Annotated in this window: 19 protein-coding genes, 2 tRNA genes and 1 pseudogene; 14 read left to right on the top strand and 8 right to left on the bottom strand. The window is 64.1% G+C overall.

What is annotated here, in order from left to right:
• Positions 1–17: 17 nt before the first annotated feature.
• The 3 genes from MTR72_RS18135 (at position 18) to MTR72_RS18125 (ending at position 3430) form a co-directional block, all read left to right on the top strand.
• Positions 18–1109, top strand: coding sequence for a dihydrolipoamide acetyltransferase family protein (locus MTR72_RS18135; RefSeq protein WP_341510792.1), 1092 nt, complete (start codon positions 18–20; stop codon positions 1107–1109).
• Between the two features lie 150 nt (positions 1110–1259).
• A complete protein-coding gene (locus tag MTR72_RS18130; RefSeq protein ID WP_341510791.1) occupies positions 1260–2672 on the top strand; it encodes an NfeD family protein in 1413 nt (470 codons plus the stop codon).
• Entirely contained in the window at positions 2669–3430 is a 762-nt protein-coding gene (locus MTR72_RS18125; protein WP_280970619.1) for a slipin family protein, read from the top strand. Before MTR72_RS18130 ends, MTR72_RS18125 begins: the two co-directional genes overlap by 4 nt.
• A gap of 105 nt (positions 3431–3535) precedes the next feature.
• Here the strand turns inward: MTR72_RS18125 and glnA are convergent, their stop codons facing one another.
• Complete coding sequence (gene glnA, locus MTR72_RS18120) at positions 3536–4945, bottom strand: type I glutamate--ammonia ligase (RefSeq protein ID WP_280970620.1); 1410 nt, start codon at positions 4943–4945, stop codon at positions 3536–3538.
• A gap of 151 nt (positions 4946–5096) precedes the next feature.
• Entirely contained in the window at positions 5097–5435 is a 339-nt protein-coding gene (locus tag MTR72_RS18115; protein ID WP_007603495.1) for a P-II family nitrogen regulator, read from the bottom strand.
• A gap of 377 nt (positions 5436–5812) precedes the next feature.
• Here MTR72_RS18115 and MTR72_RS18110 point away from each other — a divergent pair, with 377 nt between their 5' ends.
• Positions 5813–7312, top strand: coding sequence for an NAD(P)H-hydrate dehydratase (locus MTR72_RS18110; RefSeq protein ID WP_341510790.1), 1500 nt, complete (start codon positions 5813–5815; stop codon positions 7310–7312).
• Positions 7312–7748: pseudogene (locus MTR72_RS18105) on the top strand (GNAT family N-acetyltransferase). The gene MTR72_RS18110 and the pseudogene MTR72_RS18105 overlap by 1 nt, the downstream one beginning before the upstream one ends.
• Before the next feature lie 4 nt (positions 7749–7752).
• Here the strand turns inward: MTR72_RS18105 and MTR72_RS18100 are convergent.
• Entirely contained in the window at positions 7753–8685 is a 933-nt protein-coding gene (locus MTR72_RS18100; protein WP_341510789.1) for a multicopper oxidase domain-containing protein, read from the bottom strand.
• 541 nt (positions 8686–9226) lie between these two features.
• On the opposite strand from MTR72_RS18100, the gene MTR72_RS18095 reads away from it, so the two are divergent.
• The 9 genes from MTR72_RS18095 to MTR72_RS18055 all read left to right on the top strand — a co-directional run bounded on the left by MTR72_RS18095 (position 9227) and on the right by MTR72_RS18055 (position 18833).
• A tRNA-Leu gene (locus MTR72_RS18095) sits at positions 9227–9311 on the top strand.
• Positions 9312–9489: 178 nt separating this feature from the next.
• Positions 9490–10851, top strand: a complete 1362-nt coding sequence (gene tig, locus MTR72_RS18090; RefSeq protein ID WP_341510788.1) for a trigger factor — start codon at positions 9490–9492, stop codon at positions 10849–10851.
• Between the two features lie 276 nt (positions 10852–11127).
• On the top strand, positions 11128–11763 hold the full coding sequence (locus MTR72_RS18085) for an ATP-dependent Clp protease proteolytic subunit (protein WP_341510787.1): 636 nt from the start codon (positions 11128–11130) through the stop codon (positions 11761–11763).
• Positions 11764–12211: 448 nt separating this feature from the next.
• Positions 12212–13483, top strand: coding sequence for an ATP-dependent Clp protease ATP-binding subunit ClpX (gene clpX / locus MTR72_RS18080; RefSeq protein ID WP_008547851.1), 1272 nt, complete (start codon positions 12212–12214; stop codon positions 13481–13483).
• 321 nt (positions 13484–13804) lie between these two features.
• Positions 13805–16228 (top strand): endopeptidase La, encoded by a 2424-nt coding sequence (gene lon / locus MTR72_RS18075; RefSeq protein ID WP_341510786.1) that lies wholly within the window; start codon positions 13805–13807, stop codon positions 16226–16228.
• Positions 16229–16307: 79 nt separating this feature from the next.
• Positions 16308–16712 (top strand): GFA family protein, encoded by a 405-nt coding sequence (locus MTR72_RS18070; protein WP_341510785.1) that lies wholly within the window; start codon positions 16308–16310, stop codon positions 16710–16712.
• A gap of 63 nt (positions 16713–16775) precedes the next feature.
• Positions 16776–16852, top strand: a tRNA-Val gene (locus MTR72_RS18065).
• A gap of 747 nt (positions 16853–17599) precedes the next feature.
• Positions 17600–17791 carry a hypothetical protein gene (locus tag MTR72_RS18060; protein WP_280970627.1) on the top strand — a complete coding sequence of 64 codons (192 nt, stop codon included), beginning with the start codon at positions 17600–17602 and terminating at the stop codon, positions 17789–17791.
• Between the two features lie 181 nt (positions 17792–17972).
• Positions 17973–18833 carry a class I SAM-dependent methyltransferase gene (locus tag MTR72_RS18055; protein ID WP_341510784.1) on the top strand — a complete coding sequence of 287 codons (861 nt, stop codon included), beginning with the start codon at positions 17973–17975 and terminating at the stop codon, positions 18831–18833.
• Positions 18834–18978: 145 nt separating this feature from the next.
• Here MTR72_RS18055 and MTR72_RS18050 read toward each other — a convergent pair whose 3' ends face one another.
• From MTR72_RS18050 to MTR72_RS18030, 5 genes are read right to left on the bottom strand one after another with little or no spacing between them, the layout of a single operon-like run.
• Positions 18979–19956: a cation diffusion facilitator family transporter gene (locus MTR72_RS18050; RefSeq protein ID WP_341510783.1), complete on the bottom strand. Its 978-nt coding sequence runs from the start codon at positions 19954–19956 to the stop codon at positions 18979–18981.
• A 2-nt stretch (positions 19957–19958) separates the two neighbouring features.
• Positions 19959–23171 carry an efflux RND transporter permease subunit gene (locus MTR72_RS18045; protein WP_341510782.1) on the bottom strand — a complete coding sequence of 1071 codons (3213 nt, stop codon included), beginning with the start codon at positions 23169–23171 and terminating at the stop codon, positions 19959–19961.
• Entirely contained in the window at positions 23164–24141 is a 978-nt protein-coding gene (ihpB, locus tag MTR72_RS18040) for a divalent metal ion exporter adaptor subunit IhpB (RefSeq protein WP_341510781.1), read from the bottom strand. The genes MTR72_RS18045 and ihpB overlap by 8 nt, the downstream gene beginning before the upstream one ends.
• A complete protein-coding gene (gene ihpA, locus MTR72_RS18035) occupies positions 24138–25412 on the bottom strand; it encodes a divalent metal ion exporter subunit IhpA (protein ID WP_341510780.1) in 1275 nt (424 codons plus the stop codon). Before ihpA ends, ihpB begins: the two co-directional genes overlap by 4 nt.
• Before the next feature lie 53 nt (positions 25413–25465).
• Positions 25466–25774, bottom strand: a complete 309-nt coding sequence (locus tag MTR72_RS18030; RefSeq protein ID WP_445819606.1) for a hypothetical protein — start codon at positions 25772–25774, stop codon at positions 25466–25468.
• Between the last annotated feature and the right edge of the window lie 163 nt (positions 25775–25937).

The following is a 25937-nucleotide window of genomic DNA, read 5'->3' as shown; positions in this document are numbered from 1 at the left end:
AATGGACTTTTGGGCCCATGCGCCAATTCACGCTGCCGGATCTTGGAGAGGGCCTCGAGGAGGCGGAGATCGTGAGCTGGTATGTCGGTGAGGGCGATCATGTCGTCACCGATCAGCCGCTCGTCTCCGTCGAAACCGACAAGGCGGTCGTTGAGATACCATCTCCATCCAGTGGGCGCATTGCGCGCGTGTTTGGCGCCAAGGGCGATATCGTCAAGGTCGGCGCGCCGCTCGTCGAATTTGTCGAGGGTGCCGAACAGGACACGGGTACCATCGTTGGCGAGCTTGGCGGCGGACATCGGCCCGCCGAGGGAATGCCTTCCGGCCCCCCGGCCGTACCGCAGGTGTTTCCGGCTGTGCGTGCACTGGCGCGCAAGCTCGACGTCGATCTTGAAAGCGTGGAGCCCACCGGGCCCGGCGGCACCATCACACGCGCCGATGTCGAGCGGGCCGCGAAGAGTGTGTCCCAAGCCGGTAGCGCCGAGCCCCTGCGGGGCGTGCGGCGCGCCATGGCCCAGCGCATGGCAACAGCCCATGCGCAAGTCGTTCCCGCCACGGTGAGCGATGAAGCCGATATCGACGATTGGCCGACAGGCGAGGACGTGACGATCCGTCTGGTGCGGGCCATCGCTGCCGCCTGCAGGGCAGAGCCCGCGCTTAACGCCTGGTACAATCCCGGCGCCGGAGAGCGGCGTCTCATGACGCGTGTCGATCTCGGCATTGCGGTGGATACCGAGGGCGGCCTGATTGTTCCTGTGTTGCGCAATGTCGCGGAGCGCAGCGTATCGGACTTGCGGACGGGACTTGACCGGCTGCGGGCCGACGCGATCGCGCGCTCGATACCGCCTGAAGAGCTGCGTGGCGCGACGATTACACTGTCGAACTTCGGGATGATCGGCGGCCGGTTCGCAAATCTGATCATCGTGCCGCCCCAGACGGCCATCATCGGTGCCGGACGGATTTCGCCGGGCGTCGTCCCGCATCGGGGACAGCCTGCTGTGAGGCGCACGCTGCCCCTGTCGCTCACCTTTGATCATCGCGTGGTGACGGGCGGTGAAGCCGCCCGCTTCCTGGTCGCACTCAAGTCAGACCTTGAGCAGATGTCGTGAACGCTGTTTGCAACGCGCTCGCACCAAAAGTCCTTCGGCCGCCTCAATCCATCGCATCGCACAACGACGCCCATGAGTCCCCTTTATGCCTTATCCGGGCATTGAGGTTCCGGAACGGGGCGCCATATCTTTGGCAAGGGAGTGCTTGCCGTGCAGACCGTAAAGGCGGCCTTCATTGCGACGATGGCTATCGTTGCTCTGGTTGTCTCCCATCTTCCCAGCTCAGCGGAGGAGAGCGGCGGCCGTCTTGCACTGACTGTTGCGATCGACGGAGCCATCGGGCCTGCGTCGGCCAGCTACGTGAAGGAGGCTTTGGCCAAGGCGAGCGAACGGCACGCCGAGGTCGTGCTTCTGAGAATGAACACGCCCGGCGGTCTCAATTCCAGCATGCGCGAGATCATCGCAGACGTGCTTGCCTCGCCCATCCCCGTCATCGGCTATGTTGCGCCCTCCGGCGCCCATGCGGCGAGCGCCGGGACCTATATCCTTTATGCGACCCACATCGCGGCGATGGCGCCGGGCACCAATATCGGTGCCGCGACGCCGGTGCAGATCGGCGGACCGCTGCCGGGTCTGCCGAGCGGCACTCCCGACAAGGGCAGCAAGGACAAGAAAGACGGTGACCAGCAGGGCGAGCCCAAGGATCAGCCCAAGGATGCCATGACGGCAAAGGCGACCAATGATGCGGTCGCCTTCATCCGCAGCCTTGCGGAGCTGCGCAACCGTAATGCGGATTGGGCGGAGAAGGCGGTCCGTGAGGCTGCCACGCTCTCTGCCAACGGCGCGCTGGAGGCCCATGCCATCGATCTCGTCGCGCACGACACGGCTGAATTGCTGAGGCAGCTCGATGGTCGTGTGGTGGAGGTAGCGGGCGACAAGACGCAACGCCTCGCGACGAAGGATGCCGTCATTGAAGCCATCGATCCCGGATGGATATCCCGCTTCCTGGGGGTCATCACTGATCCGAACGTGGCTTTCATTCTCCTGATGGTCGGCATCTACGGCCTGATCTTCGAGTTCATGTCTCCCGGTGCGGTCGCCCCGGGAGTCGTCGGCGCGATCTGCTTGCTGATTGGCCTCTATGCACTCAATTTGCTGCCGATCAACTATGCCGGCCTCGCTCTGATGTTGACCGGAATCGTGCTTCTCACAGTCGAAGCCTTCAATCCGACTGTGGTGATCGGTCTCGGAGGGATCATCGCTTTCGTGCTGGGCGCGCTGATGCTTTTCAGGGTCGAGGCGCCCGGCTACCACCTGTCGTGGTGGGTGATCGGCATCACCGCGGCTGTGTTCGTCGGCCTTGCTCTCGTCGTGCTTGGCTCGCTTCGGCGCGCCGCCAAGGCTCCTGCACGGGTCGGCGCGCAGGCCATGCGAGGTTTGCCTGCCGAAGTTCTCGACTGGAACGGGAACGAAGGTCATGTGTTCGCCCATGGTGAGCGCTGGCAGGCGCGCGGCGCCGAAACGTTCGCGCCCGGAGAGAGAGTCGAGGTCGCCAACGTCGTCGACCTGACGCTGCTGATACGGCGCGCGCCGGCCCGGACCGGCGAGGGAGGTACATCATGATGCTGGAATATTTGACCTATGCGGCGCTTGCGCTGCTTGTCATCATATTTCTATCCCAAGCAATTCGAATTTTGCGCGAATACGAGCGTGGCGTCGTCTTTACGCTCGGCCGCTTTACCGGCGTGAAAGGCCCGGGCCTCATCATCCTCGTTCCGGTCGTGCAGCAACTCGTAAAGGTTGATCTGCGCGTCATGGTGCAGGTCGTGCCGCCCCAGGACGTGATTTCGCGGGACAACGTGTCCGTCAAGGTCAACGCCGTTCTGTACTTCCGCATCGTCGATCCCGAGCGTGCCATCATCAAGGTCGGTGACTACATGGCCGCGACCAGCCAGCTCGCCCAGACCACGCTGCGCTCGGTGCTCGGCAAACACGACCTCGACGAGATGCTTGCCGAACGCGACAAGTTGAACGCCGACATCCAGGAGATCCTCGACAAGCAGACCGACGTCTGGGGCATCAAGGTGACCGGCATAGAGATCAAGGACGTCGATATCAACGAAACCATGGTGCGCGCGATTGCCAAGCAGGCCGAGGCGGAGCGGTTGCGGCGCGCCAAGGTGATCAATGCGATGGGCGAGCAGCAGGCCGCCGAAAAGCTCGTCGAGGCCGGCCGGATTCTCGCGCAGGAGCCGCAGGCGATGCAGCTACGTTATTTCGCGGCTCTGCACGACATAGCGGGCGAACGGTCGTCGACTGTCGTCTTTCCGCTGCCAGCGGGATTGCTCGATCATTTAATTCCGCGGCGCGACACCCCGTAGCCGGAAACACGCGGAAACGTCGGGCGAGGCGAAGCCCGCCGCTTTTCCAACCGAAAAGGCGCCCCTTTCGGAGCGCCTTTGTTTGTCGCAAGCCGTTCGAGCTGTTTAGCCCGAATAGTACATATCGAACTCGACAGGGTGCGGGGTCATCTCGAAGCGTTCGACCTCGGTCATCTTCAGCTCGATATAGCTGTCGATGAAGTCGTCGTCGAACACGCCGCCGGCCTTCAGGAAGGCGCGGTCCTTGTCGAGATTTTCCAGCGCCTCGCGCAAGCTGCCGCACACGGTCGGGATCTGCTTCAGCTCCTCCTTCGGCAGATCGTAGAGGTCCTTGTCCATCGCCGGACCCGGATCGATCTTGTTCTTGATGCCGTCGAGGCCGGCCATCAGCATCGCGGCGAAGCCGAGATAGGGATTGGCGAGCGGATCAGGGAAGCGCACCTCGACGCGCTTGGCCTTCGGCGAAGCGGTGTAGGGGATGCGGCAGGAGGCCGAGCGGTTGCGCGCGGAGTAAGCGAGCAGCACGGGAGCCTCATAGCCCGGGACCAGACGCTTGTAGGAGTTGGTCGACGGGTTGGTGAAGGCGTTGATCGCCTTGGCGTGCTTGATGATGCCGCCGATGTAGTTGAGGCAGGTTTCCGACAGGTCGGCGTATTTGTTGCCGGCGAACACCGGCTTGCCTTCCTTCCAGATCGACTGGTGAACGTGCATGCCCGAGCCGTTGTCGCCATAGACCGGCTTCGGCATGAAGGTGGCGGTCTTGCCGTAGATGTGGGCGACCTGGTGGATGCAGTACTTGTAGATCTGCAGGTGGTCGGCCATCAGCGTCAGGGTGTCGAACTTCATGCCGAGCTCGTGCTGGGCGGAAGCGACTTCATGGTGATGCTTCTCGACCTTGACGCCCATTTTGGCCATGGCGCCGAGCATCTCCGAGCGCATGTCCTGCACGGAGTCCTGCGGCGGAACCGGGAAGTAGCCGCCCTTGGTGCGGACGCGGTGGCCGAGATTGCCGCCTTCATACTCGGTGTCGGAGTTGGTCGGCAGCTCAGAGGAGTCGAGGCGGAAACCGGTGTTGTAGGGAGTGGAGGAGAAGCGCACGTCGTCGAACACGAAGAACTCGGCTTCGGGACCGACGAAGACGGTGTCGCCCACGCCCATCGACTTCACCATCGCCTCGGCCTTCTTGGCGATGCCGCGGGGGTCGCGGTTGTAGGGCTCGCCGGTGGTCGGCTCGAGCACGTCGCAGGTGATGACCATGGTGGTCTCGGCGAAGAATGGATCGATCGTCGCGGTCACCGGATCGGGCATCAGGCACATGTCGGACTCGTTGATCGCCTTCCAGCCGGCGATCGAGGAGCCGTCGAACATCGTCCCTTCGGCGAAAATGTCTTCATCGATCATGCTGACGTCGAACGTCACGTGCTGCCACTTGCCGCGCGGATCGGTGAAGCGCAGGTCGACGTATTTGACGTCGTTGTCCTTGATCGATTTCAGGACGTCTTTGGCGGTCTTCATGCATACCCCTTTTGGCTCTGCGGGTCGGTTTCCAGACTTCAAGCGACCGTGTCCGCGCTCTTTGACTTGCGCGATTGCACAAACGAAATCAGGCCGCCGAAGCAGCCTTATTTCCTGTTAGAACGTCGCAGAACGCGGGATAGCACCCGCCTTAAATAGCGTCCAGCCCGGATTCGCCGGTTCGGATGCGGATCGCCTCTTCGATGTTGGAGACGAAAATCTTGCCGTCGCCAATGCGCCCGGTCTGAGCGGCGCGGCGGATCGCGTCGATCGCACGCTCGACCAGATCGTCGCCGATCACGATCTCGATCTTCACCTTGGGCAGGAAGTCCACGATGTATTCTGCGCCGCGGTACAGCTCGGCGTGACCCTTCTGACGTCCGAAGCCCTTGGCCTCGGTGACGGTAATGCCCTGGAGGCCGACTTCCTGGAGCGCTTCCTTCACCTCGTCGAGCTTGAACGGCTTGATGATGGCTTCGATTTTCTTCACTGAGCGCCTCCCGGCCTTTCGATCAAATAGCAACGTCTTTGTCAGGATGCGCTTTTCTTAACGCATGGGCTTATCTTCGCTGTGCCGGGGCGCCTGACCAGCCCGGCGACGGCCGGCACCTTGATTGTAGTCCAGGGAGCACGACAAACCGAAGCGGCTTCCTCGAAAGCAGGGTCTATGCCAAATTGCAAATACCCTGATTATTGGAGCGTTATCAGCCTTTTAACGAGCATCTCGGATAGATGGAGCCGACCCGCTCAAAATAGCGGAGACTACGAAATAGGCAAACGGTTCAATCTCTGTGCAGATCCACGTTTTTTGTTTCGCCTCGGAACAGAAAATGCCTGTTGAAGAGGCGTTTGTACCAGGGAAGTGGCATGGAAGTTCTGACCAACGCTGAAATGCAGCGGGCCGACCAGCTCAGCATCGCGGCCGGCACCCCCGGCTTCAAACTGATGCTGAGCGCCGGCCAGGCGGTGGCCGAAGCGGCCCAGGCGCGGGTGGAGGAGGGACCGATCCTGGTCGTCGCCGGGCCCGGCAACAATGGCGGTGACGGCTTTGTCGCGGCCGCCGAGCTCGCCGCTCAGGGGCGCGAGGTCTCGGTGATCCTGATGTGCGAGCGCGATCAGCTTCACGGCGATGCAGCCTCCGCCGCGCGCGGCTGGAAGCACCCGGTGCTGCCGTTCAATCCGCAGGCGATCGGCAGGCCGGCTCTGATCATCGACGCGCTGTTCGGTGCGGGCCTGAGCCGTACTGTTGACGGCGAGGCGCACGAGATGATCGCGGCCATCAACGCCAATGGCGCGCCGGTGCTCGCCGTCGACCTACCGAGCGGCATCAACGGCACCAGCGCGAGCGTGATGGGTGTTGCGGTGAATGCCACCGAGACCGTCACCTTCTTCCGCAAGAAGCCGGCGCATCTGCTGCTGCCGGGCCGCGTGCATTGCGGCCGCGTGCGCGTCGTCGATATCGGCATCGACGCGCAGGTGCTCGATGAGATCCAGCCGCAGATCTTCGAGAATGATCCCGATTTCTGGGGCACTGCCTTTCCGGTTCCGCGCATCGACGGCCACAAATATGCGCGAGGCCATGTGCTGGCGGTCTCCGGTGATGCGGCCGCCACCGGCGCAGCGCGGCTCGCCGCACGCGGAGCGTTGCGCGCCGGCGCCGGCCTCGTGACGCTCGCGAGCCCACGCGATGCGCTCGCGATCAATGCCGCCGCGCTCACCGCGGTGATGGTCCGTCCCGTCGACACCGCGGTCGAATTCGCCGAGCTCCTCGGCGACAAGCGCTACAACACCTGCATGATCGGCCCCGGCGCGGGCATCGGCGAGCGCACCTGCGACATGGTCCACAGCGCGCTCTCGGCGCAGCGGCATCTGGTGCTGGACGCGGATGCGCTCACCAGCTTTGCCGCAAAGCCCGAGCGGTTGTTCGAGTCGATCAGGTCATCGCAGGACACCGCGGTGGTGCTGACGCCGCACGAAGGTGAATTTCCGCGCCTGTTCTCCGACCTCAGCAACAAGCACCCCGGCCGCTCGAAGCTCGAGCGTGTCCGCGCCGCGGCCGAACGCTCGAGCGCGGTCGTGCTGCTTAAGGGCCCGGACACCACCGTTGCCGCGCCCGATGGCCGCGCCGCCATCGCAGCCAACGCACCGCCATGGCTCGCCACCGCCGGCGCCGGCGACGTGCTCTCCGGCATCGTTGCCGGCCTTCTTGCCCAGGGCGTACCGGCGTTCGAGGCCGCCAGCATCGGCGTGTGGATGCATGGCGAGGCGGCCAGCGAAGCGGGACCCGGGCTGATCGCGGAAGACCTGACCGAGACGCTGCCGGCCGTGCACCGGCGCATCTATGACGCGCTCGGGGTGGAGTACTAGTGCTGAGGCGGCTCACGCTCGATGATATGGATGCCGCGGCATGGTGCACCGGACCGCATTTGATCAAGCGATGCCCGGGCTCGTTGGGCTCCACACGCCAGACGAAGATCGCTGGTTTTATCGCGAGCATGTTTTCGCAACGTGCCGCCTGTGGGGGTATTTCGATGGTGATGTCCCGAGCGGGATTATCGCCTTCCGCGAGGGTTGGATAGATCAGCTCTATGTGCTCCCCGCGGCCCAAGGCCGCGGGGCGGGCACCGAATTGCTCAACGTCGCCAAAGACGCCTTCGAACGTCTGCAACTCTGGACTTTCCAGCGTAACGCGCCGGCGCGGCGCTTCTACGAAGCCCGCGGGTTCGAACTGGCCGAGGAAACCGATGGGGCGAGGAACGAGGAGAAAGAACCGGACGTGCGCTATGTCTGGACGCGGCGGTAGGCGCTCACTCCACCGCGTACCAGCGCACCAGCCGCGGCGCGGCCCAGTCGGTTGCGACGGACTCGATCAGCCAGCGGCCGGGCGTGCTCGTTGCGAAAGCAATGCGCTGGGTCTGGCCGGGCTCAATCGCGAGCGTGTCGAGCCAGTAGGGCTTCCAGCCGTCGTCGAGTCGATCGAGCAGGCGGAAGTGGTGGCCGTGCAGGTGGAAGACGGCCGCGATGGGGGCGGTGTTCTTCAGTGCCAGCACGACAGTGCGGCCGGCCTTGGCGCGGAAGGCGGGGGCTGCCGAGGCGGAGAAGCTCGACGGGCGCGCCCAGCCGGCCTCGGCTAACCCCAAAGTGATATCGAACCGCAGGGCGCCCCTGAGGTCGAGATTGGCGGAGAGGCCGTTGGAGGGCAGCGGGGCCGGGGACGAAAGGCGGCTCGGGCGGAGCGGCGGCTCGGCTGACGTCAGGAGCCGGGCGATCGGACGGGCCTCCTTGCCGTCATGCAGCAGGATCGGCGCCGTGGAGCCCGGCGCCGCTATGCCGTCGAGAAAAACGTCGGCCCGGCCGCCGGGCGCCAGCACCAGGGCGCCGTTGCGGGCGGTGAAGGGTTCGGCCGGCTGGCCGTCCAGGGCCATGACCAGGACGTCAGCGCCCTCGAATTTGACCGCAATGACAGCGCGTTGGCAGCCGTTGATCATGCGCAGCCTGAGCCGCTCGTTCGCTCGGAGGGTGAAGTCCGGCGCAATCTTGCCGTTGACGGTGAAGACTGCCGCGATCTCGCCCCCGGCGGCGCCCGGGAGAAGTGCGGTGCCGTCCGGGGCCAGGCGCCAGTCCTCCACCAGGAAGAGCTCGTCACGGTCGACCTCGGACGGCTCAGGCTCCTGAACAATGATGGGAAGTGGCCGGACCGGCTGCTTCAGACCATTGTCCAGCAGGCGAAGGTCGGCCATCAGGATTCCGGCATGAGGCATTGAAAGAATTGAGGTTTCCGTCCCTCCTGAGGTGACCGCTGAGCCTCCGAGCAGCGGTTCGACCGCGCTTGCCCCGTCGAGCCCGTACCAGGCCGGGGCAATCGGGACAGGCAGTTCGTTCCGGAGTGTCACCTCGCAGCGCTCGCCGCGCTTGAGACGGACGTCGCCGCTGGGACTTAAGGCGACCAGCTCCCAGATCGGTGTAGCCGGCTGAGCCGACCTCAGTGCCAGCGTTGCCGGCCTGGCCTGGAGGGCCAGCCGGACATTGGCGGCTGAAGTTGCGCCGCCGCAAATTAAGCCCGCCGCCGAGGCTCCCAGGCCGGCCAGAACATCGCGTCGGGTGGGCGCAAAAAATGTTGTCGTCATGGCCCGATGCGGATCATGCCGCGCTGGATAAGTCCAGCCGTCGTGCCTACTTGAACTGTGCCTCCAACCGGCCATTTTTTTGCTGCGAACAGTCGGGCGCATGCTATAAGCCCGGCCGCCCGCGGCATCGCGGCCGGTCTTGATGCAAATTCACGCGGGCGTGGCGGAACTGGTAGACGCGCTGGATTTAGGTTCCAGTGACGAAAGTTGTGGGGGTTCGAGTCCCTCCGCCCGCACCAAGCGCTTTCAGCGTTTGCACGGATTACCGAAGGGCCTGCTTCCTCGCGGATATTTTTCCGTCGGCGGCCAGGTCCGATGAACCACCGGCGGGAGGCGTTAGCCTTCGCGCCGGATCGATTGATGACAACGTCCCGACGCAATGCGCGCCGGGACCGAACGAGAAGAAGATTGGACGCCATGCAGGTCACAGAGACCCTCTCGGAAGGTTTGAAGCACGAGTTCAAGATCAGCGTTCCCGCGTCTGATCTCGATGCCAAGGCCGATGCCAAAATCGTCGATCTCAAGGACAAGGTCCGTCTCAACGGCTTCCGTCCGGGCAAGGTGCCGGTCGCTCACCTCAAGAAGGTCTATGGCCGTTCGGTGATGGCCGAGACCATTGACCAGACCATTCGCGACACCAACACGCAGCTATTCTCCGAGCGCGGCTTCCGCCTTGCGACCGAGCCGAAGATCACGATGCCGACCGAGCAGAAAGAGGTCGAGAAGCTGCTCTCGGGCAAGTCCGACCTGACCTACACGGTCGCGATCGAAGTGGTGCCGCCGATCGCGCTCGCCGACTTCAAGAGCTTCCAGGTCGAGAAGCCCGTCGCCGATGTCTCCGACACTGATGTTGACGAGGCGATCAAGCGCATCGCCGATTCCAACCGCGGCTATGCCGCCAAGGGCGAGGGCGCGAAGGCCGCCTCCGGCGACCGCGTCACCGTCAACTTCAAGGGCAGCATCAACGGTGAAGCCTTCGAGGGCGGCACGGGTGAGGGCATCCAGGTCGTGATCGGCTCCAACACCTTCATCCCGGGCTTCGAGGAGCAGCTCATCGGCATCGCGGCGGGCGAGACCCGCACGCTGAAGGTGTCGTTCCCCAAGAACTACATGAACGACAAGCTCGCCGGCCAGCCGGCCGAGTTCGAGACCACCGCGACGCTGGTCGAAGCGCCGCAGGATGTCGCCATCGACGACGAGTTCGCCAAGTCGCTCGGCCTTGAGTCGCTGGACAAGCTGAAGGAGGCCGCGCGCGAGCGGCTCGCCGCCGAGTTCGCGACCGCGACGCGCCAGCGCGTCAAGCGCGCGCTGCTCGACCGCCTCGACGAAGCACATCGCTTCGACGCGCCGCCCTCGCTGGTCGACGAGGAATTCAATCTGATGTGGAACTCGGTCAAGGCCGAGATGGACTCCGCCGGCAAGACCTTCGCCGACGAGAACACCACGGAAGACGCGGCGAAGGAGGAGTACCGCAAGATCGCCGACCGCCGCGTGCGGCTCGGCCTCGTGCTGTCGGAGATCGGCGAGAAGAACAAGATCACCGTGACCGACGACGAGGTGGGGCGCGCTGTGATCGAGCGCGCACGCCAGATGCCCGGCCGCGAGAAGGAGGTCTGGGACTTTTACCGCAACAATGCCAACGCGCTGGCCCAGCTTCGTGCACCGATCTATGAGGACAAGGTCGTCGACTTCATCCTCGAGCTCGCCAATGTGACCGAGAAGAAGGTTTCGCGCGAGGATCTCTACAAGGATGACGAGGCGGACAAGACTGCTGCCTGAGAGCGTTGAGGCAGTCTTCTGTTAAGGATGATCGGCACAAGAGGTCCAGCTAGCCAGGTGGCCGGCTGGGCCTCTTTGCGCGAATCAGCTTCAACTCCCGCTTGGATTAAGCCTTAATTCGGTCCGCACTTGTCTGGCGCGAATTGGGCTATATCTGTGGCTTCATCCGCTACCCAAGCCTTCTACGAAAGTTCCTGCATCACGGGACGTTCATCGGCCTTCCGGCAAATCCAGCGAGAGCTGGCGATGTCTGTCTCCGAAAACCCTAGGTGACTCATGCGCGATCCGGTTGAAACCTACATGAACCTCGTGCCCATGGTGGTCGAGCAGACCAACCGTGGCGAGCGCGCCTACGACATCTTCTCGCGCCTGTTGAAGGAGCGCATCATCTTCGTGACCGGACCGGTCGAGGACGGCATGTCGACCCTGATCGTCGCGCAGCTCCTGTTCCTTGAGGCGGAAAATCCGAAGAAAGAAATCTCGATGTACATCAACTCGCCGGGCGGCGTGGTGACGTCGGGCCTCGCGATCTACGACACCATGCAGTTCATCCGTCCGCCGGTCTCGACGCTGTGCACCGGCCAGGCGGCCTCGATGGGCTCGCTGCTGCTCGCCGCCGGCGAGAAGGACATGCGCTTCTCGCTGCCGAACGCGCGCATCATGGTGCACCAGCCCTCCGGCGGCTTCCAGGGTCAGGCCACCGACATCATGCTGCACGCCCAGGAAATCCTGAATCTGAAAAAACGGCTCAACGAGATCTACGTCAAGCACACCGGTCAGACCTACAAGTCGATCGAGGACGCGCTGGAGCGCGACAAGTTCCTGACCGCCGTCGACGCCAAGGAGTTCGGTCTGGTCGACAAGGTGATCGACAAGCGCGCCGAAGAGCCGGCGCCCGCGAAAGCCCAGTAGGATTACCACCATTGCACCGGCGATCCCTGCAATTGCAGGGGATCGTCAGGGCCGCGTTCACGTTAAGGACGTGTTCGCAAGGGCGCAAACGGACTTTTGCGCCCTGCAGCAAGCAGAAAGTTCCGCTTTCGTGCTTGTTTTTCGTGGCAATCCAGCAACGCGCGCGCGATTTCGATCACTTCTTCCGTGCCAAGACGTGAAATCACGGTATTGTCACGGGTAGCCAGCGACCCCCTGATTAGCGAATTCTTGATAGTCGGGTGACAGCATGGTTGGCTACGCTTGATCGGCTATGATCGCGGGAGAATCGAGTGACCGTGATTCGCACGGGATGTAACGCGTAGGGTCTTTTTTGGTACGGAATTTGCTCTATTTGAACCTTATGCCGGCGAGTGTGTCGGGGTGAGGCGATCGAGCGGACGGGATCGAACCGCGGACGGAGACAGGAATGAGTAAGGTCGGCACGAGCGACTCCAAGAACACGCTATATTGCTCGTTCTGCGGCAAGAGCCAGCACGAAGTCCGCAAACTGATCGCGGGTCCCACGGTCTTCATTTGCGACGAGTGCGTCGAGCTCTGCATGGACATCATCCGTGAGGAGAACAAGTCCTCACTGGTGAAGTCGCGCGACGGCATCCCGACGCCGAAGGAAATCTGCAAGGTGCTGGACGATTACGTGATCGGCCAGAGCCATGCGAAGAAGGTTCTGTCGGTCGCGGTGCATAATCACTACAAGCGCCTCAACCACCAGACCAAGCACAACGACGTCGAGCTCGCGAAGTCGAACATCCTGCTGATCGGCCCGACCGGATCCGGCAAGACGCTGCTCGCGCAGACGCTCGCCCGCATCCTGGACGTGCCCTTCACGATGGCTGACGCCACGACGCTGACCGAGGCCGGCTATGTCGGCGAGGACGTCGAGAACATCATCCTCAAGCTGCTGCAGGCCGCTGACTACAACGTCGAGCGCGCCCAGCGCGGCATCGTCTATATCGACGAAATCGACAAGATCAGTCGCAAGTCCGACAACCCCTCGATCACGCGCGATGTATCGGGTGAGGGCGTGCAGCAGGCGCTGCTCAAGATCATGGAGGGAACGGTGGCTTCGGTCCCGCCGCAGGGCGGCCGCAAGCATCCGCAGCAGGAGTTCCTGCAGGTGGATACCACCAACATCCTGTTCATCTGCGGCGGTGCCTTCGCAGGCCTCGAGAAGATCATCTCCGCGCGCGGCCGGTCGACCTCGATCGGCTTCGGCGCCCAGGTGCTCGCCCCGGAGGATCGCCGTACCGGCGAGATATTCCGTCACGTCGAGCCTGAGGACCTGCTGAAGTACGGCCTCATCCCGGAGTTCGTCGGCCGTCTGCCCGTGGTGGCGACGCTGGAGGACCTGGACGAGACCTCGCTGAAGAAGATCCTCACCGAGCCGAAGAACGCGCTGGTGAAACAGTACCAGCGGCTGTTCGAGATGGAGAACATCGAGCTGACCTTCGCCGACGAGGCGCTTGGCGCGGTCGCCCGCAAGGCGATCGAACGCAAGACCGGCGCGCGTGGGTTGCGTTCGATCCTCGAGGCGATCCTGCTCGAGACCATGTTCGACCTGCCGGGCCTCGAAGGTGTGGAAGAAGTCGTGATTTCGCGCGAAGTCGTGGAAGGTACGGCGCGTCCGCTCTACATCTATGCCGATCGGTCCGATCGCGCCGTCGAGAATGCCAGCGCCTAAATTGCGGCGCTGGCACGCTCCAATCGTCTCAATCTGAACTTATGGCTGCGGAATTCTCCGCAGCCAATGTTGCTCGCTCACTTGTGTGCGTAAGCGCCGAATGGCGCGCATTTTTCAATGACTTGACACCCCCCGGGGCGATAGCCACCTAATGTCGGCGGCGAGTGAGATTTCTCTTCAAGATTCGCCTCAGTTACGATCCGGCGATGCCGATCCGTCTGACAAGGACCGACCGGTTTTGCGGATCATCTCGGCACCTTGTGGCGGTTGCGCATAAGCAAGCGGACTGCGTGCAAGGGGGCAAAGCAAAAGGAAAAGGCCATGACTAATCCCAAACCCCGGCCAACCATCGTACATGGCGAAGCGCACGCTTATCCCGTGCTGCCGTTGCGCGATATCGTCGTATTCCCGCACATGATCGTGCCGCTCTTCGTCGGCCGCGAGAAGTCGATCCGCGCTCTCGAAGAGGTGATGAAGAACGATGCCCTGATCATGCTCGCGACGCAGAAGAACGCGTCCGACGATGATCCGGCGCCCGCTGCGATCTACGAGACCGGCACGCTCGCCAGCGTGCTGCAACTCCTGAAGCTTCCCGACGGCACGGTGAAGGTGCTGGTCGAAGGGCTCGAGCGCGCCCACGTGCAGAAGTACACGGACCGTGCCGACTATTACGAGGCGACCGCCGTTGCGCTCGCCGACACCGATGCGAAGTCGGTTGAGGCCGAAGCGCTGGCGCGCTCGGTCGTGTCCGACTTCGAGAGCTATGTGAAGCTCAACAAGAAGATCTCGGCCGAGGTCGTTGGCGTCGTGCAGGCCATCACCGATTTCGCCAAGCTCGCCGACACGGTCGCATCCCATCTCGCCGTGAAGATCGCCGATCGCCAGGGCATCCTGGAGACGCTGTCGGTCACGCAGCGCCTGGAGAAGGTGCTGGGCCTGATGGAGAGCGAGATCTCGGTGCTGCAGGTCGAGAAGCGCATCCGCTCGCGCGTCAAGCGCCAGATGGAGAAGACCCAGCGCGAGTATTATCTCAACGAGCAGATGAAGGCGATCCAGAAGGAACTCGGCGACGACGACGGTCGCGACGAACTCGCCGATCTCGAAGAGAAGATCTCCAAGACCAAGCTCTCCAAGGAAGCGCGCGAGAAGGCGCAGCATGAATTGAAGAAGCTGCGCCAGATGTCGCCGATGTCCGCGGAGGCGACCGTCGTGCGCAACTATCTGGATTGGCTGCTGTCGATCCCGTGGAACAAGAAGTCCAAGGTCAAGAAGGACCTGGAGGCAGCGCAAGCCATCCTGGACTCCGACCATTACGGGCTCGAGAAGGTCAAGGAACGCATCGTCGAGTATCTCGCGGTGCAGTCGCGCGCCAACAAGCTGACGGGGCCGATCCTGTGCCTCGTCGGCCCTCCCGGTGTCGGCAAGACCTCGCTCGGCAAGTCGATCGCGAAGGCGACGGGGCGCGAATTCGTGCGCGTCTCGCTCGGCGGCGTGCGCGACGAGGCCGAGATCCGCGGTCACCGTCGCACCTATATCGGTTCGATGCCCGGCAAGATCATCCAGTCGATGCGGAAGGCGAAGTCGTCCAATCCGCTGTTCCTGCTGGACGAGATCGACAAGATGGGCGCCGATTTCCGCGGCGATCCGTCCTCGGCGCTGCTCGAGGTCCTGGACCCCGAGCAGAACTCGACCTTCAACGACCACTACCTCGAGGTCGACTACGATCTGTCCAACGTGATGTTCATCACGACCGCGAATACGCTCAATATTCCCGGGCCGCTGATGGACCGCATGGAGATCATCCGGATCGCCGGCTACACCGAGAACGAAAAGGTCGAGATTGCGCGCAAGCACCTCATCCCGAATGCGGTGTCCAAGCACGGCCTGGAGTCCAAGGAGTTCTCAATCGATGACGACGCGCTCTTGCTTCTGATCCGCCGCTACACCCGCGAAGCGGGCGTGCGTAACCTGGAGCGTGAGCTCTCGTCACTCGCCCGCAAGGCGGTGAAAGAGCTGATGATCTCCAAGAAGAAGTCGGTCAAGGTCACCGAGAAGACTCTGGAAGAGCTCCTCGGCGTGCCGAAGTACCGTTTCGGCGAGATCGAGAGCGAGCCGCAGGTCGGCATCGTCACCGGCCTTGCCTGGACCGACGTCGGCGGCGAGTTGCTGACGATCGAAGGCGTCATGATGCCCGGCAAGGGCAAGATGACGGTCACGGGCAATCTGCGCGACGTGATGAAGGAATCGATCTCGGCGGCGGCGTCCTACGTCCGCTCGCGCGCGATCACCTACGGCATCGAGCCGCCGTTGTTCGACAAGCGCGATATCCACGTGCACGTGCCGGAGGGGGCGACGCCGAAGGACGGTCCATCCGCCGGCGTGGCGATGGCCACCGCGATCATCTCGGTGATGACTGGCATCCCGGTCCGCCACGATGTCGCGATGACCGGCGAGATCACGCTGCGCGGCCGTGTGCTGCCGATTGGTGGCCTCAAGGAGAAGCTGCTCGCCGCTGCGCGCGGCGGCATCAAGACGGTGCTGATCCCCGAGGACAACGCCAAGGATCTCACGGAGATTTCCGATGCGATCAAGGGCGGCATGGACATCATCCCGGTCTCGCGGCTGGACGACGTCGTCGCCAAGGCGCTGGTGAAGAAGCCGGTGCCGATCGTCTGGGAAGAGGACACCAAGGTGACGGTGAAGCCGGAGGGCGAGGAAGCCGCCGGCGGCCTGACCGCTCACTGAGGTTCAGCGAAAGATGATAAAACGGCGCCTTCGGGCGCCGTTTTTGTTTTGGAGGCACTTTCCTAGGGAGGGCAGACCCATGCGGATCGACGGGCAATGCCATTGCGGCCGGATCACCTATGAGGCCGAGATCGACCCCGACGCCGTCTCGGTCTGCCATTGCACCGATTGCCAGACCCTGAGCGGCTCGCCGTTCCGGGTGACCGTGATCTGCACCAGGCAGGCGATCCGGCTGACCGGCGGCACGCCAAAGGTCTACGGCAAGCACGGCGACAATGGCCGGATGCGCTTCCAGCACTTTTGCGGGAACTGCGGGGCTCCGCTGTTCACGAGCGGCGAGGGCGACCAGGCCGACGATTGGGGCATTCGCTGGGGCAGCATCCGCCAGCGCGATGCCTTGCGGCCCGTCAGGCAGATCTGGTGCCAGTCGGCTGCGGCGTGGATCGATTCCATTCCCGGCCTGCCGGGCCGGCCGCAGGATTGACGTCGAGGTCGCTAGGGCTGGGCACTTGCCCCTTCGGGGCACGTAGGGCTAAAGAGGCGGCGAGGGCGGTTAGCTCAGCCGGTTAGAGCATCTCGTTTACACCGAGAGGGTCCGCGGTTCGAATCCGTGACCGCCCACCAGCCTTCGCTCGCTTCGCGAGCTACGGCTGGGCAAGCCAGCCCCAACACCGATGTCGCGAAGCGAGCGAAGGCTGCCGCGCCGAAGCCCAACGGGCGAAGGCGGGCTTTTCGCCGCGAGCTCCCGCCGGGCGAACCAACTTTCCTTCCCGCGCGTCCTGGATTGGCAGGGCAGCACCTGGTGTGGCAACAAAAAGAAGACGGACACCGGCGCTCGCGCGGCGGGCCTCAATGGCTGAGTTCCTCCTCAACCGCGCGCAGTCCGTCGGATGTAATCCTGTACTGATCGCCTTGCGCCGTCATCCATCCGGACCTGACCATCTCACGGGCTGTATGTATAGAACAGACCGGGTGACTGGCTCCGGGGTGGTACAGCCTGTCGCTTCGGACAATCAGGTGTCCATAGAGCTGCGCTTGACGCAGTGCTCGGCACATCGACGGCGAAGGCTTGTCCATCTCTGGTCAAGCGCGGCCGCAGCGAATGTTCCTACGGCGTCGGTGCTTTTGAAGCATCTGGAGTTTGATTCGTGGGAGCCTGTCCTTGCTCAGCGAGCTGCGGCTGATGAGGCAACCACGGCCCGATTGATCGGCCCATTAGGCAGCCGGCGGCCGTCCTTCCTCGCCGCGCCTGGGCCCCGACGCCCGAAAGAGGCCTTCGGGACGTCCAAAATTACCTTTTTTCGGTCATCTTTTCGATCGCCGTCCGAACCACGGTTTTGGCTCCCTGCATCAGCGTGGAGTATCGCCGAGATGAGTGATCTTCGCATCAAGCTGGAAAGGTACGAGGCCAAAGCCGCCCACTGCATGAAAGCGGCTCAAGAAGCTCCTGATGAGGCCGGTCGGGCCTTTTATGAGGAGCTTGCTCACTATTACGACGAGCTGGCAACGGACTTCCGCCGCGTCCTTGCGAAGCGTACCGGAGTCTCGCTGGCGGCCGAATGATCGGCGTAGCGCAGGTCGGCAGTTAAATCCTCTCGCCGTCTCTCAACCTCTGACGCCGTGCCGCGCGGCGTGAACGCAAAAACGTCTCGCTGACAGGTGGACCGAAGAGGCCGCCGTCAGTTGACGGCGTCTTTGTATTTCGGCATCGGGGTCGTTCGACCAAGTTGCCGGAGGGACTTCCATGGAACAGCCAAGCGGACACGCGGAGAACGCCGACCAGATCGCCTATTGGAACGGACCGAGCGGGCAGCGCTGGGCCGATCGCCATGCGGCGCAGGAGAGTTTGCTCGGGCCGATCGCTGACGTGCTGATCGACCGCGCCAAGCCCAGGCCGGGCGAGCGCGTCCTTGATGTCGGCTGCGGCTCCGGTGCGACGACCTTCGCATTCGCGAAAGCGGTGGCGCCGAACGGGTTCGCGCTCGGCCTCGACGTATCAGACCCGATGCTGTCGCAGGCGCGTGCGCTGGCGCCCAAAGGCCTACCGCTCGATTTCGCGCTCGCGGATGCGACGGTCTATCCGTTCGAGCCGGCGAGCTTTGATCTCCTGGCCTCGCGCTTCGGCGTCATGTTCTTCGCCGACCCGATCGCATCCTTCACCAACCTTCGTCGTGCGTTGAGGCCGACCGGACGGCTGGCCTTCGTCTGCTGGCGCGAGCCGCGCGAAAACCCCTGGATGATGGCACCGCTGATGGCGGTCTACAAACACGTGCCGAAGATGCCGCCGGTCGGGCCCGAGGAGCCCGGTCCGTTCGCCTTCGCGTCGGAGGAGCGCGTGATGCGCATCCTCAAAGGCGCCGGTTTCGTCGATGTGGCGATGGAGCCGCACAATCTCGCGATGGACATCGCGATCGGCGGCGGGCTCGAAGCGGCCGTCGACGGTGCCTTGCAGATTGGCCCCGCCAGCCGCGCGCTTCAGGGCCACCCGCCGGAGACCTATACGGCCGCCAAGGCCTCGATCCGCGAGACGCTCGCGCCGTTCGTGAAAGGGCAGTCGGTGGCCTTGCAGGGGGCGATCTGGACCGTCACGGCGAAGGCGGCATAGGGGCCGCTGCTCACGCCGCGCCGTCATTACGAAGTAGAGTGCCGCCGTGGTGACAGACTGGATTGCTTCGCTGCGCTCGCAATGACGATGTGGATGCGTTCTTACGTTATGTTCTCTGCCGTCATGCCCGGGCTGAGCGAACCCCTCACACCACATCATCCGGCGCGAGCGCGCAGCCGTTGTCGGCTCCCGTCTCCACTTGAAGCGTGGTGTGGCCGATGCGGAAGGAGGTCTTCAGCAACTGCGCCGTTTCCATCAGGAATGCATCGCCCGCGGCGCCGCCGGGCATGACGAGGTGACAGGTCAGCGCCGTCTCGGTGGTCGAGATCGGCCAGACATGGAGATCGTGGATCGCTGATACGCCGGGACGGTTCAGGAGGAATGCCCTGATGGCATCGAGGTCGGTCCCCTTCGGCGCGGCGGCCATCGACATGTCGATGGAACTGCGCAGCAGGCTGGTCGTGCTCCAGAGGATGGTGGCGCAGATCGCGAGGCTGGTCACGGGATCCAGCCAGAGCCAGCCGGTCCAGATGATCAGCGCCGCCGAGACGACGACGCCGAGCGAGACCGCGGCGTCGCCGGCCATGTGCAGAAAGGCGCCTTCGATGTTGATGTCGTCTTTCCGCCCGCGCGCAAACAACATGGCTGTGGCGCCATTGATCAGGATGCCGATGCCGGCGACCACCATTACGGTCACGCCGGCGATCGGCTGGGGCTCGCGCAGGCGCAAGATCGCTTCCCAGCCAATCGCGCCGGTCGCGACCAGCAGGAACACCGCGTTGGCCAGTGCCGAGAGAATGGTGGACGCGCGCAGGCCGTAGGTGAAACGGCCGCTCGGCGCGCGCTTTGAGGCCACCGAAGCCCCCCAGGCCACGACCAGGCCGAGCACGTCGCTGAGATTGTGGCCGGCATCGGCGAGTAGCGCAGTGGAATTGGCGATATAGCCGTACACTGCCTCGGCCACGACCAGCGCGGTGTTGAGCGAGATGCCGATTGCGAAGACCTTGCCGAAATTGGCCGGCGCATGGGCATGGCCGTGGCTGTGATCATGGCCATGATGATGACCTTGTGCGTGGCTGGCATGGTCATGGTGATGACCGGCATGATGATCGTGGCTTGCCACGTCTATCGCTCCTCCGAAGCGGCCAAATCCGCGCCCATTGTAGGTGTTTCGCTCGTTCCGTCACGGCGGAACAGCACATAAAGCGCCGGCAGCACCAGCAGCGTCAGCATGGTCGAGGAGATGATGCCGCCGATCACCACGGTCGCAAGCGGCCGCTGCACCTCGGCGCCGGCGCCGGTGGCGAGCGCCATCGGCACGAAGCCGAGTGAGGCGACCAGCGCGGTCATCAGCACCGGGCGCAGGCGCGTCAGCGCGCCCACGCGCACCGCGTCCGCGACGGAGCGTCCCTCGCGGCGCAGCCGCTCGATGAAGGCGATGATGACGAGGCCGTTGAGCACGGCTACGCCCGACAGGGCGATAAAGCCGACGCCGGCGCTGATCGACAGTGGGATGCCGCGCAGCAGCAGCGCCGCAACACCTCCGGTCAGCGCCAGCGGTACGCCGCTGAACACCAGCAGCGCATCGGCCGCAGAGCCCATGCTCATGAACAGCAGCAGGAACACCAGGAGCAGCGCCACCGGCACGACGATCGTCAGCCGCTTGGTCGCGGAGACAAGCTGCTCGAACTGTCCGCCCCAGCCGATCCAGTAGCCCGGCGGCATCTTCACCTTTTGCGCCACGGCGGCCTCGGCTTCAGCGACGAAGGAGCCGAGATCGCGTCCGCGGACGTTCGTTGCGACCACGACGCGGCGCTTGCCGTTCTCGCGGCTGATCTGGTTCGGCCCCGGCGCGACCTCCACCGTGGCCAGCGAGGAGAGCGGTACGTAACGCGGCGCCGCGCCGGTTGCTCCCGTCCACGCTGTTCTGGTCAGTGCCGCACTCTCTGGTGCGGGGGGCAGGGAAATGGGGATGGCCTTGATGGCATCAATGTTGGCACGCAGGTCCTCCGGCAAGCGCACGATGATGTCGAAGCGGCGATCGCCCTCGTAGAGCTTGCCTGCAGGCTTTCCGCCGACCGCGATTTCGACCACGTTCTGTACGTCGGTGACGCTGAGGCCGTAACGCGACAGCGCTTGCCGGTCGAGCTTGACGGTCAGGATCGGCAGGCCCGCGACCTGCTCGGTCTTGATATCGGCGGCGCCTTCAATGCCACGCAGGACGGATTGCACCTGCTGCGCGATCCCGAGCAGGATATCGAGGTCGTCGCCGAATATCTTGACGCCGACGTCGCTGCGCACGCCCGCGATGAGTTCATTGAAGCGCATCTGGATCGGCTGCGTCATGCCGTAGGTCGTGCCCGGCAGCGTGTTGGCGACGCGCTCGAGCTCCTCGACGACATCGGCCTTGGACTTGCCGGGGTCGGGCCATTGCTCCTTCGGCTTCAGCATGACGTAGGTATCGCCGGCGTTGGGCGGCATCGGATCGTTGGCAACCTCCGCGGTGCCGAGCTTGGAGAACACGGTGGCGACCTCAGGGACCCGCTTGAGCGCGCTCTCGAGCCGAAGCTGCATCTCGACGCTTTGCGTCAGGCTGGTTCCGGGAATCCGGATCGCCTCGATCGTCACGTCTCCCTCATCCAGATTCGGGATGAATTCGCCGCCCATCCGGGTTGCGGCAAACAGGCTGCCGGCCACGATCACGAGAGCGGCGAGGGCGACGCCGGCATGGTGACGGATGACTCGGTCGAGAAGCGGGACATAGACCCGCCTCGCACCGCGCATGAAGATGTTCTCCTTCTCCGAGACCTTGCCGCTGACCAGGATCGCGATCGCGGCGGGAACGAAGGTGACGGACAGCAGCGCGGCGCCAGCCAGCGCCATCAGCACGGTGAGCGCCATCGGCGTGAACATCTTGCCCTCGGTGCCGGTCAGCGTCAGGACTGGGAGATAGACCACCGCGATGATGAGCGTCCCGAACAGGCTCGGCTTGATGACTTCGCTGGCTCCGGCGCGGATCGTTTCGGTGCGTTCCGTGAGCGACAACAGGCGTCGCCGCCTTTGTTGCTCCTGCGCAAGCAGGCGCAGGCAGTTCTCGACGATGATGACGGCGCCGTCGACGATGATGCCGAAGTCGATCGCGCCGAGGCTCATCAGATTGGCACTGACCCTGGTCTCGACCATGCCGGTGATCGTCAGCAGCATGGACAGCGGAATGACGCAGGCGGTGATCAGAGCCGCGCGGATGTTGCCGAGGACAAGGAACAGGACGGCAATGACGAGGGCGGCTCCCTCCAAAAGGTTCTTCTGAACCGTCTCGATCGTCGCTTCCACGAGATGCGTCCGGTCATAGACCGCGTGCGCGACGACGCCATCCGGCAGCGACTTCGCGATCTCGCGCAGCTTGGCCGCGATCCGCTGCGCGACAGAGCGGCTATTTTCGCCGATCAACAGCATCGCTGTGCCCAGCACGGTCTCCTGGCCGTCGACGGATGCCGCGCCGGTCCGCAGGTCTTTGCCTTCCTGGACGTCGGCGACGTCGCGAACGCGAACCGGCACGCCGCCGCGGGATCCGATGACGATATCGCGGATTTCATCGATGGTTGCGACCTGGCCGGGCGCACGGACCAGATATTGCTCGCCGTTGCGCTCGATGTAACCGGCTCCGACATTGGCATTGTGGGCAGCTAGGGCGGTGAGCACGTCCCGGAAGCCAAAATTGTAGGCCATCAGCCGGCCCGGATTTGGCAGCACGTGGAATTGTCGCTCGTAGCCGCCGATCGAGTTGACCTCGACCACACCCGGGACGGTACGGAGCTGTGGCTTGATGATCCAGTCCTGGATGGTCCGGAGCTCGGTGGGCGTGTACTCGCGGCCATTCGCCGATTTCGCGCCCGGCGTGGCGCTGACGGTGTACATGTAGATTTCGCCGAGACCGGTCGATATCGGTCCCATCGCGACCTCGGTTCCGGCAGGCAGTTGATCCTTCACCTGCTGAATGCGCTCGCCCACGAGCTGGCGGGCGAAGTAGACGTCGGTGCCTTCCTGAAACACGACCGTGACCTGACTCAGGCCATAGCGGGAGATCGAGCGCGTATAGTCGAGCCTGGGCAGGCCGCCCATCACGGTTTCGATCGGAAAGGTGATGCGCTGTTCGGCTTCGAGCGGGGAGAGGCCGGGAGCGTTCGTATTGATCTGGACCTGGACGTTGGTGATATCCGGGACCGCATCGATCGGCAGGCGTGCGAAATTCCAGGCGCCGAAGGCGCCGGCCGCGAGCGTGAGAAGAACCACCAACCAGCGCTGACGGATGGAGAAGGCGAGGAGACGCTCAATCATGATCGGCCTCTCCCTTGCCCATCTCCGCCTTCACGACAAAGCTGTTCTCGGCAACGTAGCGCTCGCCTGCGGAAAGGCCTGCGCGGATTTCGACGAATTTCGGATCGGACTCGCCGAGCTCGACCGGGCGCGCCTCGATCTTGTCACCGTCCTCGCGAACGAAGACGATCGTTCTGTTCTCCAGCGTCTGGATCGCGGCCTTTCGAACCGCGACGGCAACGTTGCGCGCGGCCAGGATCAGCCGCGCCGTGACGAACAGCCCGGGCCGCAGCCTGCCGTCGGGATTTGGCAAGACGACGCGTGCGAGCGCGGTCTGTGTCTCGCTCGAGCCGATCGGCGCGAGGTAGGAGATCGTGCCCTTGATCTCGCCGCGGCGGTCGTCCGGATCGATCAGCACCGCGTCGCCGAGGCGAACGCGCCGGAGGTCCTGGCGATAGATCGAGAGATCGACCCAGATGGTGGAGAGGTCGGCGACGACGAACGCCGGCTTCTGCTCGGAGGCGTATTCGCCAAGCGAGATCTGCCGCTCGATGATGGTGCCGCCGATCGGCGCCTTGAGCTCGTAAACCGTTAGGCTCTGGTTGCTCTCGATCGCGGCGAGCAGGTCGTCCTTGGCAACCTTGTCGCCGATGCGTTTCTGGATTGATTTGGCGATGCCGGGAAAACGCGGCGTCACCTGCACCACTGCTTCCTGGTTGGCGTGCAAGGTGCCGTTGAAGGCGAGGGTGTCCGTCAGCGTGGCGCTTGCGGCCTCGGCCAGGACCACGCCGGCGGCAGCGAGCTTGACGTCGGAGATCCGGATGCGGTCGGCGCCGTGCTCGTCCTGCTCGACGTGTTCGTTCGGCTTCCCGGGCTTCCTCTCCTCGTTGTGAGCTCTCGGCTCGACCCTGGCGGGCGCGAGCATCGCGTAGCCGTAGGCGCCGAGCGCGGCGGCGATGAGTGCGACGAGGGTGGCGGATGACGTCTTCATCTTGCGCTCTCCCGGGCGAGCGTGAAGGGATTGCCGACGAGGCCTTCAATGGTCGCAACGCCGGCGTGGAAATTCTGCAGCGCCTCCTGCTCGCGCAGGCGCGCCTGGGTGACGCTTGCCTGGGCGTCGAGCACTTCGAGCAGCGTGAAGCGGCCCTGGCCGTAGCCTTGCGAGATCGCCTCCGCAGCTTCAGTCGCCTTCGGGATCGCGGTCTCGCGCAACACGGCAAGCTCGCGCAGCGAGCCCTCGAGCGAGTCGTAGGCACGGCCCGCGACCACGATCAGCGTGTTGCGGTTGGCCTCGCGCTCGGCGCGGGTCTTGGCAAGACTCTCCTGCGCCGAGAGGATATTGCCCTGGTTTTGGTCGAACACCGGAATCGGCACCGAGACGGTGAGGCGCACCGCGTCGTCATTGGTCTCGTTGAAATGCCGCCAGCCGGCGGCGATCCGCACGTCCGGATAGGGTTTCAGCCGCGCCAGCAGCAACTCGGCATTGCGCTGCGCATAGACCGCGGTCCAGCGCACAAGCTGCGGATTGGCGTCGATCGCGGCGACCACCGACTTGAACGAGGGCGGGCGTCCGGTGGTGTCGAGCCGGCCGGAGACCTCTTGGAATTTCGCCGCGGGATCGCCCATCAGCACGGCAAGCTCTCGTCGAGCGCTGGCCAAGGTTGCCTTGAGACGCTCGCGATCGGCCTTGACCAGCGCAGAGGCAACCTCGGCGCGGCCGGTTTCGGCGGGCGAGGAGGCGCCGGCTTCGACGCGACGGCGCAAGAGCGGCGTCAGCCGGTCGATCGCGGCAATCTGCTCGTCGAGGATCTGGATGCGCCGCTGCGCGCCGAGCACGTTGAGGAAGGCGATCGCGGTCTCCGACAGCACCTCGAGCCTGATGGCCTTGCGCTGGATCGCAGCGACCTCGACGCCGGCCGCACCGGCGGTGATCCGCGCCTCGCGCTTGCCGAACAGCTCGAAGGCCTGGCTGATCTGGAGGGTGGTTTCGGCCGATTTTGTGCCGCGGTAGATGCCGGAGCCGAACGAGTTGTCCTGCTCATAGGACAGTTCCAGATTGAGCAGCGCTCCGGCCTGGATGCGCTGGCCCGTCGCGATGCCGACGTCGCGCTCGGCCGCGGTGAGCCGCGGGCTGGCCGCGAGCGCGCGCGTCAGCGCTCCCCGCATCGTCAGGGTCTGGGCGTGTGACGTCAGCACAAGGAATGGGCTGATGAGAAAAGCCATCGCGCACGCCATGCGCGCGGCCGTTCGCCTGCAAAACATGAATACGACCTGTGAAGGAGGACCATGGGCGCATGCGGCGCCCGGCTATCCGCTCAGGTCAGATGCTTGGGAGGCGGGGAGTCCGTATCGGGCGCAATGCCGGCAAGCGCGGCTTGAAGCGGCAGCGGCGGCTCCGCAGGGAGGTCGGCAACGCCGTCCGGCTGCGCCGGCTGGACGACCGCGACCGAGAAGCAACCGTGGCAGTGATGGCCGGCGACGGCCTTAGGGTCGCCATGTCCAGCAGGGCCATTGTCGAGGATCGAAGCGATCTCCGAGCCGCCGGAGGGGCTGGTCACGTCGATGTCAAGCGCACCATGCAGCGCGCCCGCGAGCAAGTACATGGTCGAAACGAACACGGCCACAAGCCCGCGCCAATTGCGCAGGTGAAAGAATCCTCGAGGCCTTCGGATCGAAGTCACGACATCACTCAGGTTTTCGATCCGCATGCGGTAGCATGGCGGCGGGAATAGTGTCGACCCGCAATAATGTTACGTGTGGGGAACTCGATGTCGCGGGGGCAGGACG

The organism is Bradyrhizobium sp. ISRA442 (assembly GCF_038085055.1).
Lineage (GTDB): Bacteria > Pseudomonadota > Alphaproteobacteria > Rhizobiales > Xanthobacteraceae > Bradyrhizobium.
The sequence above is the reverse complement of the archived record's forward strand: the minus strand, read 5'-3'. Positions and strand labels throughout refer to the sequence as shown.